We start from the raw sequence: 16,331 nt of genomic DNA, 5'->3' as shown, positions 1-16,331 counted from the left end.
CCGCGTTGGCCGGGGGAGTGGTCAGGACACGAAGCTCATGCCCTGGTCGGTGCTGCCGCTCAGCGCCGCCGCCGCGTGTGCCGCGGACGCCAGCGTGATGTGGCGGTGCCAGCCGTCGTAGGAACGACCGGCGAAGTCCCTGATCCCCACCTTGTCGGCGATCTCGGTGAAGTCCTGGTCGACGCGGTTGACCAGCTTGCTCAGCCGCAGCAGCGTCGCGGGCGGGACGCCCGTCAGGTCGGTGAGCCACAGCTCGGCGGGCCACGGCCTGCCGCTGGTGCCCTCGCCGAGGAGGAGGAACTCGCCTCGCCCGCAGTACGGCATGCGCACCCGTACGGCGGCGGCCAGGCTCATCCTGGTGGCCGTGCTGGACCCGTGGTCGGTCCAGGTGACCGTGCGGCGGAAGTCCCGTGCCGCACCCATGATCTGCTGGGCGGGAAGCGCTTCCGCGCTGTGCCCTGGCAACGCCGGATCGGCCGCGGTGAGCCGGAGCGTGCTGGTGATCCTGATGAGCAGCGGGACGCCCGCCATCCGCAGCTTGCGCACGGCGGCGATGACGTCCATCTCCCGCGCGTCCATGACCAGCGGCAGAACCGGGAGGTCCTGCCTGGCCGCGGTCTCGAGGTAGGCCTCGATCGCGCAGTCGCCGAGCGACTCGAGCCCGGCGCCGTCGGGGATCGACGCGCGGCTGCGCCGCTGGCCGTCGTCCAGCCAGGCCTGCGACAGGTGCAGCCGCCAGCCCACCGGGCTGCTCAGCTCCTCCGACGCGGCCCAGACGCCGATCGCCTGCTGGGCGTTGAGTGCCTGCCCCAGCGAGGGGCAGAAGCGCCGCGAGACGCCGACCGAGTGCCGTCCCGCCTTGGGGATGACCATCGGCCTGGCCACCCACGCCTGGGGTGGCGCGTTGCGCGCCACGTACTTGGCCAGCGCGCGGCGCACCGGCGTCCAGTCCCAGGTGGAGTCGCTGATGAAGTGGTGCAGGCTCTGTTCGGTGGCTTGGCCGCCGACCAGTGCCGCGATGTTGCGGATCGACTTGCGGCCCGGCGCGCACAGCAGGCCACGCAGGTATTCCACGCCCTTTCTGCGCTGGTCACTCCGTGGCAGCGACGCGAACAGGGCCGAACACAGTTCGGCCAGTATCACGTCGTAGGCGTCGGTCCTCACCGGCGCCTGGCTGCGGTATTCAGTTCTGTCCATTGTGTGCAACATTGCGCTCCCCTTGAACCCAGTTCATCGGTGTCGCGGGCTGGGGAAGCTGCCGGGCGGTCCCAATCGCGACACTGTGTTATCGCTTCGAACTGTCGGGGAATCACCTCAGGGCGGCGCCGAAGCGGAGGAAATTCCCGAGGTTAACGCTAAGTTATCGCACTGTCGCCGCTACACCCCTAAAGGCCCCTAAACCCGCGAACACCCGACCTTTCCCAGGTGCCGCAAAAACATTGGGTGAGTTTTCGGACCTTTTCGCAACGGTAGGGGTTTTCGTAACGCCCCTATTTTTCGTAACATTGGACGATCTTCGTAACGCGGGCCGGAATTCCGGGCGCACCTGACGGACTAAGTCTCACCCCGTGTGTTCCCTTGCATCATTCGGCGCAAGATATAGACATACGTCAGTTTCAGACAAGCGAACCAGGTGGGAAGCGATGATCAGCACGCGGCTCGACCCCCGATCCCCCGAGGCCAGGCAGCAGCCCGTCTGGGGATCCGAGGCGGCGCTCCAGCGCGTGCGTGACGAGCTTCGCCACGCGCCGGGCCTGGTCCGCTCCACCGACGTCCGCCTGCTCCGCATGCTGCTCGCCAGGGTCGCCGCGGGCGAGGCGCTCATCGTCCAGGCCGGTGACTGCGCCGAAGACCCCGCCGAGTGCACCGAGCGTCACGTCGCCGGCAAAGTCGAGCTGCTCGCCTCGCTGGCCGGCGAACTGACCCGCGTGACCGGCAAGCCGGTGCTCCGCGTCGGCCGGATCGCGGGCCAGTTCGCCAAGCCCCGCTCCAGCGACACCGAGACAGTCGACGGCGTCGAGCTGCCCGTCTACCGCGGTCATCTGGTCAATTCGCCCGAACGCGACCGGGAGGCGCGGGAGGCCAACCCGCGCCGCCTCGTCGACGGCTACCGCGCGTCGCGCCACGCGATGGACCACCTCGGCTGGAACTCGCCGGACCGGCTGAGCGTCGACCTGACCGAGCGCGTGTGGACCAGCCACGAGGCGCTGCTGCTGGACTACGAGACCCCGTCGCTGCGCATGGACGCGCACGGCCGCCGCCTGCTCACGTCGACGCACTGGCCGTGGATCGGCGAGCGCACCCGCCAGGCCGACGGCGCGCACGTCGCGCTGCTGTCGGACGTCGTCAATCCGGTTTCGGTCAAGATCGGCCCCGCCGTGACGCCTGCCGAGCTGATGGTGCTGCTCGCCAGGCTCGACCCGGCGGGTGAGCCGGGCAGGCTGACGCTGATCGCGCGGATGGGCGCCGACGCCGTCGCCGAGCGGCTGCCCGCGCTCGTCAAGACCGCGCGGATGGCCGGGCACCCGGTGATCTGGCAGTGCGACCCGATGCACGCCAACACCGTCACCGCGCCGGGCGGCTTCAAGACCCGGTACGTCGAGACGATCATGCGCGAGGTCGAGGGCTTCCAGGCGGCGGTCCGCGAGGGCGGCGGGGTCGCGGGCGGCTTGCACCTGGAGACCACGCCGGACGACGTCACCGAGTGTGTCGAGAACAAGTCGCAGGCGGGGCTGGCGGGGGAGCGCCGCACCACCCTCTGCGACCCGCGGCTCACCGCCGCGCAAGCACTGTCCGTCGTCGGAACCTGGAAGGCCTGAAGTCATGGGGAACAAGATCGCTTTCGTCACCGGCGCGGCAGGCGGCATCGGAGAAGCCGTCACCCGCGCGCTCGGCTCGCAGGGCACGACCGTCGCCGCCGCGGACCGCGACACCGAGCGGCTCGCCGAGACCGTCGAGAAGTGCGAGCTGGCCGGCTTGAAGGTGCGCGCCTACCCGCTCGACGTCACCCGCCCGGCCGACGTCGAGGCCGTGGTCGACCAGGTCGAGCGCGACCTCGGCCCGATCGACCAGCTGGTCAACGCGGCGGGCATCCTGCGCATGGGCGCCGCCCGCGAGCTCTCCGACGCGGACTTCGCCGACACCTTCGCGGTCAACGTCACCGGCGTCTTCAACGTCTCCCGCGCGGTCACCAACCGGATGGTGCCGCGCCGGCGCGGCGCACTGGTCACCGTCGCCTCCAACTCCGCGAGCACCCCGCGCACCGGGATGGCCGCGTACGCCGCCTCGAAGGCCGCCGCGACCATGTACACCAAGGTGCTCGGCCTCGAGGTCGCCGAGCACGGCATCCGCTGCAACCTCGTCCAGCCCGGCTCGACCGCCACCCCGATGCTCACCTCGATGTGGCACGACGAGACCGGCCGCCAGACCACGCTCGAAGGCAACCTGGACGCCTACCGGCTTGGTATCCCGCTCAAGAAGCTGGCCCAGCCCTCCGACATCGCGGACGCCGTGCTCTTCCTGCTCTCCGACCGCGCCTGCCACATCACCTTGCACGAGCTCACCGTCGACGGCGGCGCGACGCTCGGCGTCTGACGCACCGAAACTCCCTGGAGACGATCATGCCCGGCTTGCCCAGCATCCAGCCCTACCCGATGCCCACCGAGAACACGCTGCCCGCCAACACCGCGAAGTGGGCGGTCGACCCGGCCCGCGCCGTGCTGCTGGTGCACGATCTGCAGCGGTACTTCCTCAAGCCGCTGCCGGAGATGCTGCGCAAGCGGATGGTGGGCAACGCGGCGCTGCTGCGCGAGCGGGCCGACGCGGCGGGCATGCCGGTCGCGTACACCGCGCAGCCCGGTGACATGACGGCCGAGGACCGCGGGCTGCTCAAGGACTTCTGGGGACCTGGCATGCGCGTCGACCCGGCCGACCGGCTGGTCGTCGACGAGATGGCGCCGCGGCCAGGCGACTGGATGTTCACGAAGTGGCGCTACAGCGCGTTCTTCCGCTCGGACCTGCTGGAGCGCATGCGTGCCGAGGGGCGCGACCAGCTGGTCATCTGCGGGGTCTACGCGCACGTCGGCGTGATGATGAGCGCGGTCGACGCGTACACCAACGACATCCAGCCGTTCCTGGCCGCCGACGCGGTCGCCGATTTCTCCGAGGCCGACCACCGGCTCGCACTCGACTACGTGGCCAAGCGCTGCGGCATGGTCGTGAGCACCGAGCAGCTCGTGTCCCGGCTGGCCGTCACGCGTGAATGGGAGTTCGCGGCATGAACCTCTTCGACACCATCCTCGCCGACAACCCGCCCGCGTTCGCGCTGCTGCACCGGCCGGAGAGCACCGGCACCGGCAAGCTGGAGATCATCGTCGGCGAGGTGTCCACTCCGGACACGCTCGCCGAACTGCCGCTGACCGACGTCCGTGGTCACCAGGTGCTCACGATCGTGCCGTATCGCCAGCTCGCCGAGCGCGGCTTCGAAGCGCCGGACGACGGCGAGCCGTTGATCGCGCTGAGCGTCGAGTCGCAGGCCGTGGTCTCGGTCGGCGAGGCGTTGTGGCGGCTGCCGGACGTGCCGATTTCCCTTGAGAGCGGCCGGTTCGACGTCGACGACGAGACCTACGCGGAGACCGTCCGCCGGGTCATCGCCGACGAGATCGGCACCGGCGAAGGCGCGAACTTCGTCATCAAGCGCTCGTACCTGGCCGAGATCAGCGACTACACCGTCCACAGTGCACTGTCCTTTTTCAAGCGCCTGCTGCAGAAGGAGCAGGGCGCGTACTGGACGTATCTGGTGCACACGGGCGACCGCACGTTCGTCGGCGCCAGCCCCGAGCGGCACCTCAGCCTCGACCACGGCACCGCGGTGATGAACCCGGTCAGCGGGACGTACCGGTACGGCGAGAATGGCGCGTCGCTCGCGGGCGTGCTCGATTTCCTCGCCGACCGCAAGGAGGCCGACGAGCTGTACATGGTCGTCGACGAGGAACTCAAGATGATGTCGCGTGTCTGTGACGGCGGCGGCCGGGTGCTCGGGCCGTTCCTGAAGGAGATGGCGAAGGTCGCGCACACCGAGTACCTCATCGAGGGCGAGACCAGCCGCGACCCTCGCGAGATCCTGCGCGAGACGCTCTTCGCGCCGACAGTCACCGGCAGCCCGCTCGAAAGCGCCTGCCGGGTTATCAACCGTTACGAGCCGCAGGGCCGCGGGTACTACAGCGGCGTCGTCGCGCTGATCGGCCGTGATGCCGATGGTGGCCACGCGCTGGACTCGTCGATCGTCATCCGCACGGCCGACATCTCCGCCACCGGCGCGGTCAAGATCAGCGTCGGCGCGACGCTGGTGCGCCACTCCGACCCGATGTCCGAGGTCGCCGAAACCCGCGCGAAGGCGGCCGGTCTGCTGGCCGCGCTGCGCACCGAGGGTCCCGTCCGCTACGCCGACGACCCGCGCGTGCGGGCGATGCTGGCCGAGCGCAACAAGTCCATCTCCGGCTTCTGGCTGGGCAAGCAGCGCAGCTCGGACGAGCTTTCCGGGCGCGTGCTGGTCGTCGACGCCGAGGACACGTTCACGTCGATGATCGAGCAGCAGCTGCGCTCGCTCGGACTGGACGTCGACGTCCGCCGCTTCGACACCGAGTTCGACTTCGACGCCTACGACCTGGTCGTGCTGGGCCCCGGCCCCGGGGACCCCCGGCACACCGACCACCCCAAGATCACCCGGCTCCACGACGCGGTCCGCACACTGCTCCAGGACCGCAAGCCGTTCCTGGCGGTGTGCCTGAGCCACCAGGTGCTGAGCCTGCAGCTGGGGCTCCCGATCGCGCGCCGCGCCGAACCCAACCAGGGCGTGCAGAAGGAGATCGACCTCTTCGGCAAGCGCGAGAAAGTCGGCTTCTACAACACTTTCGCCGCAGAGAGCCACGCTGGCGCGTTCGCGCTGCCCGGCCTCGGCTGGGTCGAGGTCAGCCGTGACGCCGCGACCGGCGAGGTGCACGCGCTGCGTGGCCGCGACTTCGCCTCGCTGCAGTTCCACCCCGAGTCACTGCTGACGGCGGATGGAGTCCGGATCCTGCGCGATCGGGTCAGCGCGTTGCTCGAACGGGCGGTCACGCCCGGCCTGGCGGTCGCCGCGTAGGTTTTTTGTATCTCTTCGGGCTTTCCTTCCCTCCTGATCCATGTACGGGGGAAGGAGGTGTCCCATGACACCGGAGGTTGCCTATACGAGACGGGCGCAGGCGATGCTGCGCGCGGTGGTCGCCGGACGCGCGCAGGTCAGCTGCAGCTGCGAACCCGACCTCTTCATCGACGGCGTGTCCTGCGGGGACCAGTTCACCGCGCACGCGCTCGCGCACGCGGGCCTGATCACGGCCTCCCGCCTGGCCGCCATCGGCCAGCGCGTCCCTGCCGCTTTGACTCCCGCGGGGCTCGCGGCGCTCGCCGATCGGGCGGCGTGAGCTGTGGCGAGGGTGGCCGATACTCATTGGCCGTGGCTCGGCCACCCTCGCCATCGCATCGTGGTGTCTCCAAGCCCGAAAATCGGGTGACACGGCCGGATCCGGCCTGACATCCTCGTGGTCATGTTCCCCGTGACCGAATCCGTGACGCTCGCAGGCCTGTCCCTGCCGAGCGCCGTTTCGGCACGGTTCGACGGCGCTCGAAGCTGACCCTCCTCTTTTCCCTTCCCGCGGAACCAGTGGAGGAGGGTTGGGCTTTTTCGCGGTTTCGCGCGTCCGTTTTCTTCTTCCAGGGAACAAAAAATGACCAAGCAGCAGCATGTGCGCACCAAGCCGCACCTCAACATCGGCACCATGGGCCACGTCGACCACGGCAAGACCACGCTGACCGCGGCGATCACCAAGGTGCTCGCCGAGCCCGGCGGCACCGGCTACGTCGCGTTCGAGCGGATCGACCGCGCGCCGGAGGAGATCGAGCGCGGGATCACGATCAACATCGCGCACGTCGAGTACGAGACGCCGACGCGGCACTACGCCCACGTCGACATGCCGGGGCACGCCGACTACGTCAAGAACATGATCACCGGCGCCGCCCAGCTCGACGGCGCGATCCTGGTCGTCTCGGCGCAGGACGGCTCGATGCCGCAGACGCGTGAGCACCTCGTGGTCGCGCGCGGCATCGGCGTCCGGCACGTGGTGGTCGCGCTGAACAAGGCCGACCTGGTCGACGACGAGGACCTGCTGGACCTCGTCGAGCTCGAGGTGCGTGAGCTCCTCACGCGCTACGGCTTCGACGGCGACGCGGTCCCGGTGGTCCGCGTGTCGGGCCTGCGCGCACTCGAGGGCGACCCGGTGTGGACCCAGCGCATCGCCGACCTGCTCACCGCGGTCGACGAGTACGTGCCGGAGCCCGTCCGCGACCTCGGCCGGCCGTTCCTGATGCCGATCGAGAACGTGCTGACCATCAGCGGCCGCGGCACGGTCGTCACGGGCGCGGTGGAGCAGGGCACGCTGCGCGTCGGCGACCCGGTCGAGGTGGTCGGGCTCGGCGACACGGTCACCAGCGTGTGCACCGGGCTCGAGACCTTCGGCAAGGCGCTGGACCGCGTCGAGGCGGGCGACAACGCGGCCGTCCTGCTGCGCGGGGTCCGCCGTGACGCGGTGCGCCGCGGCCAGGTGCTGAGCCTGCCCGGCAGCGTGACCCCGCACAGCCGGTTCCGCGCGCGGGTCCAGGTGCTGTCGGCGGACGAGGGTGGCAGGCGGACGCCGTTCGCCGACCACTACCGGCCGCAGTTCCACTTCCGCACCAGTGACGTGGTGGGGGAGATCCGGCTGGACGATGGCGTCGTGCTCCCGGGCCAGCGCGCCGAGTTCACGGTCGAACTGGGCCGCCCGATCGCGATGACCGAGGGCCTCGGCTTCGCCGTCCGTGAAGGCGGCCGCGCCGTGGCCTCGGGTGTCGTGACCGAAGTGCTCGACTGAAGGGCTCGTGAGTGTTGCCGACGGTTAGAACCGTCGGGAACACTCACGACCCCGGGGCTACCAGGCGACGACGCCTTGCGTCGACGGCTGGAGCGTGCCGACCTCGACCGACGAGACCGGGAGCTGGGTGACCTTCTGCCCGCCGCCCTCGGCGCCGATGAAGTCCGCGACCACCGGCTTCGTCGTCCCCGGCGCGGTGACCTTCACGGTGGTGGCCACGAAGCAGGTGTCCTCGCCCTTGTCACAGGTGGTCCACTTGACGCCGGCGAACGCGGACCGGCCCGGCTCCAGGACGATTTTCGGCCCGGCGCCCGGCTGGTCGACCTTCTTGACCGGCACCTTGATCGCGCTGTCGTTCGCGGCTAGGAAGCCGACCGTCGGCCAGCCCTGCAGCGTGCACGGGCCAGTGCCGGTGTTGGTCAGCGCGAGCAGCGCCTTGCCGCCGTCGGGCTGGGTGTTCAGGTCGGCCTTGATCGTGCAGGTTTTCTCGGCCTCGACGGGCTTCTTGGCCGCGGCGGGCGCGACCGGGGTTTCGGTGCTCGAACTCGGCGACGGCGCGGCCGCGGTGGTCGTGCCGCCGCCGCTGCCACAGGCGGCGAGCGTCAGCGGCAAGAACGCGGCGGCGGTCAGGACCATGATGGACTTGCGCATTTTTCGCTCCCGGTAAGGACTTCGTCGGCCACAGGTACCTACGGGAGACGTCTGCCCGAGCAGCGCGGTGCCTTTCCTATGACATTGCTCAACGGGAAGCAACCGCAGGCGGTGTCCGGTTTTCCACCCGGGTGGCGTCGTGCGGCGCGAGCGGATCACCGCTCCGGCCAGCGCAGGTGCCACCAGCCGGTCGCCCAGGGACGCCGTTCCGGCCAGGGATAAGGGACGGTCCGCCGCAGGAGGATCGCATCGAGAGGCGCTACCAGGCGGCCTAGCTCGGCCCGCGCGTAGCCGGGCAGTGTCTCCAATGCCCGGCCGAGAACGTCTCGCGCTTCAAATGAGTCGCAGCACGGGCACGGGTGCTCGGCCGAGTTGATTCGACCTGGCTTGCGGAGAGCCTGTCGGTAGGCGTCCAGCGCGAGATAAATGGCGTTGTAGTCACCGGTGCGGGCCTCGAGTAGTCGAATCGCTTCGCGTGCTCGTGGTGACAGTCCGGGAATCCGGCGCTCGGGAACGTTCGCGGGGAACCGGGCTTGAGCGGCGCGGAGCGCGCCGGGGCGGCTACGCGCCATCGCCCTTTCGGAAGCAGGTCATGGGTCGAGCATGCCACACGGGGAGGTCGGGCTGATGGGTTTTTTGAGCGATGCGGGTTCCCACAAGCTGGGGGGCGGAACCCGCATCGCACCCCCAGCCATTCGGAAATGGACTCGAGGCGGTGGCGCCGCCGTGGACCATCCTGGGTGGTGGGGCCGCGTGTTCGGTAGGGCTCTGACCAGGTCTTACAAAATCTGACAGGCCTATGGCGCGATTTCGACCAGCAGGAAGACCGGGCGGCGGGTGGCGAAGAACTGGACGCCCTTGTCGTCGACCATCTTCCAGCCGATCCAGCATCGGCCGGGTGCCTGCTGGGCGCGGACCGTCACGCTGATCATCACGTGCTCGCCGGGCGCGGTGTCGCCGATCGGGACCCGATCCGGGGTCTGGCAGCCCTCCGGCGGGGCGGGCAGGTCCATGCGCTGGAGGTAGCGGTTGTGCCAGTAGACGGTGCCCGCGTTCTGGATCTCCCACACCTTCTGCACGGACTGGCCGGGGCGCAGGACGGTGCCGTCGGGGACGGTGACGTCGGCGACGAAGACGCTTTCGTCGCCGGGCAGGCGGGCGCCGGTGTCGACCGGTGGGCTGCTGGCCGGGACGGCGAAGACGGCGATGGCCGCGAGGATGAGGACGACCACGGCGGCGAAGGCCCAGGCGACCGGGCGGCGACGGTGGTGGTCCGGTTCGGCGGCCGGGACCTCATCGGCGGCGTCCGGCTCGGGAGGCTCGGGGACGGACTGGAGTTCGACCCAGCGTCGGCGCCAGTGCTCCTCGTCGGCGCCGCAGGCCTTGGCGAACTCGCGGGTGGTCTCCCAGGAGGGGAACCGGGTGCCGCGGACGGCTTCGTGCAGGGTGGTGTGGGAGATGCGGCCGGAGCGTTCGGCCATCTTCCGGAACGACGGGTCGCCCGCCTCCCGGCGCAGGCGTGCGAGCTCGGCCGCGAGCGTGGTCGCCGGGTTGTCGAGCGTCGTCACAGCCGACGAACGTACCCGAACGCCGCTTTCGGAACCGGTGCCGGTTCCGAAAGCGGCGTGACGGCCTTAGTCGACTTCGACCACCGCTTCGGCGAACTGCGCCGCGTACAGCCGGGCGTACGCGCCGCCCGCGTCGAGGAGCGCGGTGTGCGTGCCCTGCTCGACGATGCGGCCGGACTCCATCACCAGGATGAGGTCCGCGTCGCGGATGGTGGACAGCCGGTGCGCGATGACGAAGCTGGTGCGGCCCTGCCGCAGCGAGTTCATCGCACGCTGGATGAGCACCTCGGTGCGGGTGTCGACCGAGCTGGTCGCCTCGTCGAGGATGAGAATCGCGGGCTCGGCCAGGAACGCCCGCGCCACCGTGATCAGCTGCTTCTCGCCGGCGCTGACGTTGTCGCCCTCGTCGTCGATGATCGTTTCGTAGCCATCCGGCAATGTCCGGACGAACCGGTCGACGTGCGTCGCCCGCGCGGCCTCGCAGATCTTCTCCGGGGTCGCGTCGGGGGCGCCGTAGGCGATGTTCTCCGCGATCGTGCCGCCGAAGAGCCACGCGTCCTGCAGCACCATGCCGGTCTTGGCCCGCAGGTCCTCGCGGGTCATGTCGGCGATGTCGACCCCGTCGAGGACGATGCGGCCGCTGTCGATCTCGTAGAACCGCATCAGCAGGTTGACCAGCGTGGTCTTGCCCGCGCCGGTCGGGCCGACGATGGCGACCGTCTGCCCCGGCTCCACCGAAAGCGACAGGTCCTCGATGAGCGGGGTGTCCGGGCTGTACCGGAACGACACGTGGTCGAACTCGACCTTGCCGGTCACCTTCGGCTGGCGCACCGGGTCGGCTGGGTCCGGCTCCTGCTCGTCGGCGTCGAGCAGCGCGAACACCCGCTCGGCCGAGGCGACCCCGGACTGCAGCAGGTTCGCCATGCTCGCCACCTGGGTGATGGGCTGGCTGAACTGCCGCGAGTACTGGATGAACGCCTGCACGTCACCCAGCGAGAGCGAGCCCGACGACACCCGCAGCGCGCCGACCACGGCGATGAGCACGTAGTTGACGTTGCCGATGAACATCATCGCCGGCTGGATCAGCCCCGAGATGAACTGCGCGCGGAAACTCGCGTTGTACAGCGTCTCGTTGTGCTCCTCGAAGGTCTTCTGCGCCTCCTCGCGCCTGCCGAAGACCTTGACCAGCGAGTGCCCGGTGTACATCTCCTCGATGTGGCCGTTGAGCTGGCCGGTGGTCCGCCACTGCTTGATGAACTGCGGCTGGGCCCGCTTGCCGACCTTCGCCGCGACGAACACCGAGATCGGCACGCTCACCAGCGCGAGCAGCGCCAGCAGTGGCGAGATGACGAACATCATGGTCAGCACGCCGACGATGGTGAGCAGCGACGCGATGAGCTGGCCGAGCGTCTGCTGCAGCGACTGCGCGAGGTTGTCGATGTCGTTGGTGACCCGGCTGAGCACCTCGCCGCGCGGCTGCCGGTCGAAGTAGCTCAGCGGCAGCCTGGCGAACTTCGCCTCCACCTGCTCGCGCAGGTCGAACACCGAGCGCTGCACGATCGACGCGGTCAGCCGCCCCTGGATGAGGCTGAAGATCGACGCGAGCACGTACAGCCCGAGCACGATCATCAGCACCCGGCCGACCGCGGTGAAGTCGATGCCCTGGCCGGGCACGATGTTCATCGCCGCGAACATGTCGGCGATGGTGTTGTCGCCCCGCGCGCGCAGCCCGGCGATGACCTCTTCCTTGGTCACCCCGGCGGGCAGGTCGTGGCTGACGATGCCGGAGAAGATCAGGTCCGTCGCGTTCCCGAGCACCTTCGGCCCGACGACGCTCAGCCCGACGCTGACGGCCGCGGTGAGCAGCGCGCCGATGACGAACAGCCGCTGCGGGGCGAGCAGCGTGAGGAACCGGCGGCCGGATCCCTTGAAGTCCAGCGCCTTTTCGGTGGACTGCCCGGCCATGAACGAGGCCGGTCCGCGGCCGAGGCCCGGTCCGCCCGACGGGCCGGGGCCGCGGGTGGGGACGGCGCGTTCCCCGTTGCCGGACGCCGCCGGTTTCTCCGTGGTTTCTGAAGACTGGGTGGCGCTCACGCCGCCTCCTGCTCGGTCAGCTGGGAGAGCACGATTTCCCGGTAGGTCTCGTTGCCGTCCATCAGTTCGGTGTGGGTGCCGGTGCCGACCACGCGGCCGTCGTCGAGGACGATGATCCGGTCGGCGGAGCGGATCGTGCTGACCCGCTGGGCGACGATGACGACCGTCGCGTCGGAGGTCTCCCGGGCGAGCGCGGCACGCAGCGCCGCGTCGGTGGCGTAGTCGAGCGCCGAGAACGAGTCGTCGAACAGGTAGATCTCCGGACGCTGCACCAGCATCCGCGCGATGGCGAGGCGCTGCCGCTGCCCGCCGGAGACGTTCGTGCCGCCCTGCGCGATCGGCGCGTCGAGACCCTCCGGCATCGCCGAGACGAAGTCACGCGCCTGCGCGACCTCGAGCGCGTGCCACAGTTCCTCGTCGGTGGCTTCCGGCTTGCCGTAGCGCAGGTTGCTCGCGACGGTGCCGGAGAACAGGTACGGCTTCTGCGGGACCAGCCCGACGGCCTTCGCGAGCGCGTCCGCGCCCAGCTCGCGCACGTCGATCCCGTCGACCTTGACGACGCCGTCGGTGGTGTCCATCAGCCGGGGGATCAGGTTGAGCAGGGTGGTCTTGCCGCTGCCGGTGCTGCCGATGACCGCGGTGGTCTCGCCGGGCCTCGCCACCAGGTCGACTCCCTGCACGACCGGGTTTTCCGCGCCGGGGTACCGGAATTCGACATTGGACAGTTCGAGGTGCCCGTGCAATTCGGTGAGCCGCACGGGATTGGACGGCAGCACGACGCTGGATTCGGTGTCGAGCACCTCGGAAATGCGCTCGGCCGCGACCTCGGCGCGCGGCACCATCATGAACATGAAGGTGGCCATCATGACCGACATCAGGATGTACATGAGGTAGCTCAGGAACGCGGTCAGCGCGCCCACCTGCATGGCGCCGCTGTCGATGCGATGCCCGCCGAACCACAGCACCGCGACGCTGGACACGTTCATCACCAGCATCACGATCGGGAACATGTACGCCATCAGCTTGCCGACCTTCAGCGAGACGTCGTACAGCTCGGTGTTGGTCTCGGTGAAGCGCTCGCGCTCCTTGGTGTCGCGGACGAACGCGCGGATCACCCTGATCCCGGTGATCTGCTCGCGCAGCACCTGGTTGATCTTGTCGATGCGCTCCTGCATCAGCTTGAACGCCGGCCGCATCCTGGCGATCAGGATGCCGATCGAGACGCCGAGCACCGGCACCAGGATCAGCACGAGCGACGACAGCGGCACGTCCTGCGAGACGGCGAGCACGATGCCGCCGACGCACATGATCGGCGCCGACACCATCATCACGAAGGTCATCAGCGTCAGCATCTGCACCTGCTGGACGTCATTAGTGGTGCGGGTGATCAGCGAGGGCGTGCCGAACTTGCCGACCTCGCGCGCGGAGAAGTCCTGCACCCTGGTGAACACGGCGGCCCGCACGTCGCGGCCGAACGCCATCGCGGTGCGCGCGCCGAAATAGACCGCGCCGATCGCGCAGAGGATCTGGATCAGCGTGCCGGCCAGCATCACCCCGCCGACGCGGAGGATGTAGCCCATGTCGCCCTTCACCACCCCGTTGTCGATGATGTCGGCGTTGAGCGTGGGCAGATAGAGGATCGCCAGCGTCTGCACCAATTGCAGTGCGACGACCAGTGACAGATCCTTACGGTAGGGGCGCAGGAAACTGCGCATGAGCTTGATCAGCACGTCTTCATCTTCCTATGGTGCGCAACGCATATTGATAAATCGGGCAGACCGGAAGAAACCTCGCGTAAAGCCTCACGCAGTATTTCCGTGAGTGTTTTTTCGGTTCCGCTGTGCAGCCAATGGTCGAGCGCCACCCTGGTCGCGGCGGACACGGTGGCCGCCATCAATTTCGGGCGCAATTCGTCGGTGGTCCCCGTGCGTTCGGTGATCGCCTCGGCGAGCACCCGCTCCACCTCATGATGCGACTTGAGGTACTCGCCGCGCAGCGCGGGGTTGCCCACCATCAGCCGGACCCGCATGACCTGTTCGCGGTCCGGCTCACCGTATTCGTCGTACTGCTCCATCACCGCCGCGGTGACCGCCTGCCACAGCGGCTCCGCCGGCGGCCGGGCCAGCAGCCTCGCCCCGATCCGGCGCTGCCGGTCCACGCCGATCGCGCAGATCGCCTCCTCCTTGCTGGAGAAGTAGTTGTTGAAGGTGCGCGGGGAGACGCCGACCTCGGCGGCGATCTCCTCGACGCGCACCCGATCGAGCCCGCGCTCGGTGGCCAGGCGGATCGCCGCCCAGCTCAACGCCTCCCTGGCCGCCAGCTTCTTCTGCTCGCGCAGGCTCATCCCCGGATGTTCCATGCGTGCCACTCTACCCGAAAATTTTGCGTGCCGCGCAAAATTGTGCGCGCCCCGCACTTTCGGGTGACTCAACCTCGAGAGGGATGCGGCGCCGCGCACGGCTCTGGCACGGTGGAAATCAAGGACGAATCACCTGGGGGAAGGAAAATCAGTGTCCACCATGCCTCATCGGCGCTCCCGCCGTGGCCTGTTCGCTGCGGGCTTAGCCGTTGTTTCCGCACTCGCCGTCGCCGCGCCCGCTTCGGCGGCCCCGGCGAAGGTCGAGCTGACCCTGCCCGCGCTCACCGGTCATCACCAGGTCGGCACCACGACGCTGCACCTGGTCGATCAGGCGCGGCAGGATCCGTGGAAGCCCGATCGCAAGCGCGAGGTCATGGCCACGGTCACCTACCCGTCGTGGTTCACCGCGGGCACGCCACGGGTGCCGTGGATGAGCGAGAAGATGGCGCCCGTCGTCGAGGCGGCCGCCGCCGACCCGAACTTCTTCGGCCTGCCCCCGGGTTCCGTCGACTGGGGTTCCGCCCAGCGCGACGCGCACGCGAACACGCCCGTGGACCGCTGGCAGGGCAAGCGCCCGGTGGTGCTTTTCTCGCCAGGCTTCGGTTCCCCGCGTGAGCTGCACGCCGTGCTCACCGACGACCTGGCGAGCCGCGGCTACATCGTCGTCTCGCTGTCGCACACCTTCGAGTCGGCGGCCGTCGAGTTCCCCGGCGGCCGTGTCGAACCGCAGCTCCAGCTCGGCAACGACCCCAAGACCATGAAGACCGCGATCGACGCCCGCGTCGCGGACACCCGGTTCCTCCTCGACCAGCTCACCAAGCTCAACCAGGGCGCCAACCCCGACGCCGAGCACCGCCCGCTCCCGCTCGGGCTCGCCGGCGCGCTCGACCTGTCGAAGGTCGGCATGTTCGGCCATTCCTACGGCGGCTTCACCGCGGGCGAGACGATGGTGGCCGACCGCCGGATCGACGCGGGCGTCAACCTCGACGGCACGATGGGCTACGGCTTCGACGGTTCGTACCTGCCCGGCGAGGTGGTCAAGCGTGGTCTGGACCGGCCGTTCCTGTTGATGGGCGGCGGGTTCGGCGTCGAGCACACGCACCTGAATCCCGTTGACAAGACCTGGGGCGACTTCTGGGGCAACCAGCGCGGCTGGAAGCGGGACTTGCTGCTCAAGCAGGGCGCGCACCACAGCTACAGCGACCTGCAGGCCATCGTGCCGCAGCTGGCGAACCTGGTGCCTGCCGAGCGGCGCGCGATGTTCGTCGGCACGGTCGACGCGACCAAGGCGCTGACAGCCGAGCGCGACTACCTCGACGCGTTCTTCGCACTGCACCTGCTCGGCCGGGACAAGCACCTGTTCGACGGCGACTCGCCCCGCTACCCCGAGATCAAGTTCATCGCGTGACCACCGGGGTCGTGAGCGTTGCGGCCGGTTCTCTTCGCGCGGCGAGCCCGACGTGGCGCGTCTGAGCGTCTGGGTGAGGGCCTCCCTCACCCGGGCCGGGTTGGTGAGGGAGGCCCTCACCAACCCGGGATCGCGCAAGGGTTGCGTGAGGGGGTCGTGAGCGTTGCGGGCGGTTCTAAGAGCCTGTCTGTGATCCCGGCCGTGGGTATGGGTCGGGCCTCTGCTAGTGATCTTGACACCACATCACGATCATTCCCAGCAGAGGCCCGGTCTCCCTTTGTACTCGATCATCGATCGGCCCACGTCAG

14 protein-coding genes are annotated in these 16,331 nt (G+C 69.2%); 7 read left to right on the top strand and 7 right to left on the bottom strand.

Annotated features, from left to right (window positions below):
* Positions 1–21: 21 nt before the first annotated feature.
* A complete protein-coding gene (locus BLV57_RS31710; protein ID WP_091295181.1) occupies positions 22–1,197 on the bottom strand; it encodes an IS701 family transposase in 1,176 nt (391 codons plus the stop codon).
* 446 nt (positions 1,198–1,643) lie between these two features.
* On the opposite strand from BLV57_RS31710, the gene BLV57_RS31705 reads away from it, so the two are divergent.
* From BLV57_RS31705 to tuf, 6 genes are all read left to right on the top strand, one after another.
* Positions 1,644–2,819: a 3-deoxy-7-phosphoheptulonate synthase gene (locus tag BLV57_RS31705; protein ID WP_091295178.1), complete on the top strand. Its 1,176-nt coding sequence runs from the start codon at positions 1,644–1,646 to the stop codon at positions 2,817–2,819.
* A 4-nt stretch (positions 2,820–2,823) separates the two neighbouring features.
* Positions 2,824–3,594: a 2,3-dihydro-2,3-dihydroxybenzoate dehydrogenase gene (locus tag BLV57_RS31700; RefSeq protein WP_091295176.1), complete on the top strand. Its 771-nt coding sequence runs from the start codon at positions 2,824–2,826 to the stop codon at positions 3,592–3,594.
* 26 nt (positions 3,595–3,620) lie between these two features.
* Positions 3,621–4,280 carry an isochorismatase family protein gene (locus BLV57_RS31695; RefSeq protein ID WP_091295173.1) on the top strand — a complete coding sequence of 220 codons (660 nt, stop codon included), beginning with the start codon at positions 3,621–3,623 and terminating at the stop codon, positions 4,278–4,280.
* A complete protein-coding gene (locus BLV57_RS31690) occupies positions 4,277–6,142 on the top strand; it encodes an anthranilate synthase family protein (protein WP_091295171.1) in 1,866 nt (621 codons plus the stop codon). Before BLV57_RS31695 ends, BLV57_RS31690 begins: the two co-directional genes overlap by 4 nt.
* A gap of 64 nt (positions 6,143–6,206) precedes the next feature.
* Positions 6,207–6,461 carry a hypothetical protein gene (locus BLV57_RS31685; RefSeq protein ID WP_091295168.1) on the top strand — a complete coding sequence of 85 codons (255 nt, stop codon included), beginning with the start codon at positions 6,207–6,209 and terminating at the stop codon, positions 6,459–6,461.
* Between the two features lie 303 nt (positions 6,462–6,764).
* A complete protein-coding gene (gene tuf, locus BLV57_RS31680) occupies positions 6,765–7,943 on the top strand; it encodes an elongation factor Tu (protein WP_091295165.1) in 1,179 nt (392 codons plus the stop codon).
* Positions 7,944–8,000: 57 nt separating this feature from the next.
* Here the strand turns inward: tuf and BLV57_RS31675 are convergent, their stop codons facing one another.
* From BLV57_RS31675 to BLV57_RS31650, 6 genes are all read right to left on the bottom strand, one after another.
* A complete protein-coding gene (locus tag BLV57_RS31675) occupies positions 8,001–8,594 on the bottom strand; it encodes a DUF4232 domain-containing protein (protein WP_245757601.1) in 594 nt (197 codons plus the stop codon).
* Between the two features lie 155 nt (positions 8,595–8,749).
* Positions 8,750–9,166: a hypothetical protein gene (locus BLV57_RS31670; protein WP_091295162.1), complete on the bottom strand. Its 417-nt coding sequence runs from the start codon at positions 9,164–9,166 to the stop codon at positions 8,750–8,752.
* 225 nt (positions 9,167–9,391) lie between these two features.
* A complete protein-coding gene (locus BLV57_RS31665; protein WP_245757600.1) occupies positions 9,392–10,162 on the bottom strand; it encodes an NBR1-Ig-like domain-containing protein in 771 nt (256 codons plus the stop codon).
* Between the two features lie 66 nt (positions 10,163–10,228).
* Positions 10,229–12,127 (bottom strand): ABC transporter ATP-binding protein, encoded by a 1,899-nt coding sequence (locus BLV57_RS31660; RefSeq protein ID WP_176968919.1) that lies wholly within the window; start codon positions 12,125–12,127, stop codon positions 10,229–10,231.
* Positions 12,128–12,252: 125 nt separating this feature from the next.
* Positions 12,253–13,986 (bottom strand): ABC transporter ATP-binding protein, encoded by a 1,734-nt coding sequence (locus BLV57_RS31655; protein ID WP_091295159.1) that lies wholly within the window; start codon positions 13,984–13,986, stop codon positions 12,253–12,255.
* Positions 13,980–14,615 (bottom strand): acyl-CoA-like ligand-binding transcription factor, encoded by a 636-nt coding sequence (locus tag BLV57_RS31650; protein WP_245757599.1) that lies wholly within the window; start codon positions 14,613–14,615, stop codon positions 13,980–13,982. The genes BLV57_RS31655 and BLV57_RS31650 overlap by 7 nt, the downstream gene beginning before the upstream one ends.
* Before the next feature lie 160 nt (positions 14,616–14,775).
* On the opposite strand from BLV57_RS31650, the gene BLV57_RS31645 reads away from it, so the two are divergent.
* A complete protein-coding gene (locus BLV57_RS31645; protein WP_091295996.1) occupies positions 14,776–16,023 on the top strand; it encodes an alpha/beta hydrolase family protein in 1,248 nt (415 codons plus the stop codon).
* Positions 16,024–16,331 lie beyond the last annotated feature (308 nt).

It is taken from the genome of Amycolatopsis xylanica, assembly GCF_900107045.1.
GTDB classification, from domain to species: Bacteria; Actinomycetota; Actinomycetes; order Mycobacteriales; family Pseudonocardiaceae; genus Amycolatopsis; species Amycolatopsis xylanica.
Note: the sequence above shows the minus strand (reverse complement) of the source record. Positions and strands in the feature narration are given on the sequence as shown.

Bases quoted from the DNA above. Each gene is read 5' to 3' on its own strand.
- BLV57_RS31670 (WP_091295162.1), bottom strand. From the start codon at position 9,166: ATGGCGCGTAGCCGCCCCGGCGCGCTCCGCGCCGCTCAAGCCCGGTTC.
- BLV57_RS31690 (WP_091295171.1), top strand. From the start codon at position 4,277: ATGAACCTCTTCGACACCATCCTCGCCGACAACCCGCCCGCGTTCGCG.
- BLV57_RS31705 (WP_091295178.1), top strand. From the start codon at position 1,644: ATGATCAGCACGCGGCTCGACCCCCGATCCCCCGAGGCCAGGCAGCAG.
- tuf (WP_091295165.1), top strand. From the start codon at position 6,765: ATGACCAAGCAGCAGCATGTGCGCACCAAGCCGCACCTCAACATCGGC.
- BLV57_RS31660 (WP_176968919.1), bottom strand. From the start codon at position 12,127: ATGGCCGGGCAGTCCACCGAAAAGGCGCTGGACTTCAAGGGATCCGGC.
- BLV57_RS31650 (WP_245757599.1), bottom strand. From the start codon at position 14,615: ATGGAACATCCGGGGATGAGCCTGCGCGAGCAGAAGAAGCTGGCGGCC.
- BLV57_RS31675 (WP_245757601.1), bottom strand. From the start codon at position 8,594: ATGCGCAAGTCCATCATGGTCCTGACCGCCGCCGCGTTCTTGCCGCTG.
- BLV57_RS31685 (WP_091295168.1), top strand. From the start codon at position 6,207: ATGACACCGGAGGTTGCCTATACGAGACGGGCGCAGGCGATGCTGCGC.
- BLV57_RS31710 (WP_091295181.1), bottom strand. From the start codon at position 1,197: ATGGACAGAACTGAATACCGCAGCCAGGCGCCGGTGAGGACCGACGCC.
- BLV57_RS31695 (WP_091295173.1), top strand. From the start codon at position 3,621: ATGCCCGGCTTGCCCAGCATCCAGCCCTACCCGATGCCCACCGAGAAC.
- BLV57_RS31645 (WP_091295996.1), top strand. From the start codon at position 14,776: ATGCCTCATCGGCGCTCCCGCCGTGGCCTGTTCGCTGCGGGCTTAGCC.
- BLV57_RS31700 (WP_091295176.1), top strand. From the start codon at position 2,824: ATGGGGAACAAGATCGCTTTCGTCACCGGCGCGGCAGGCGGCATCGGA.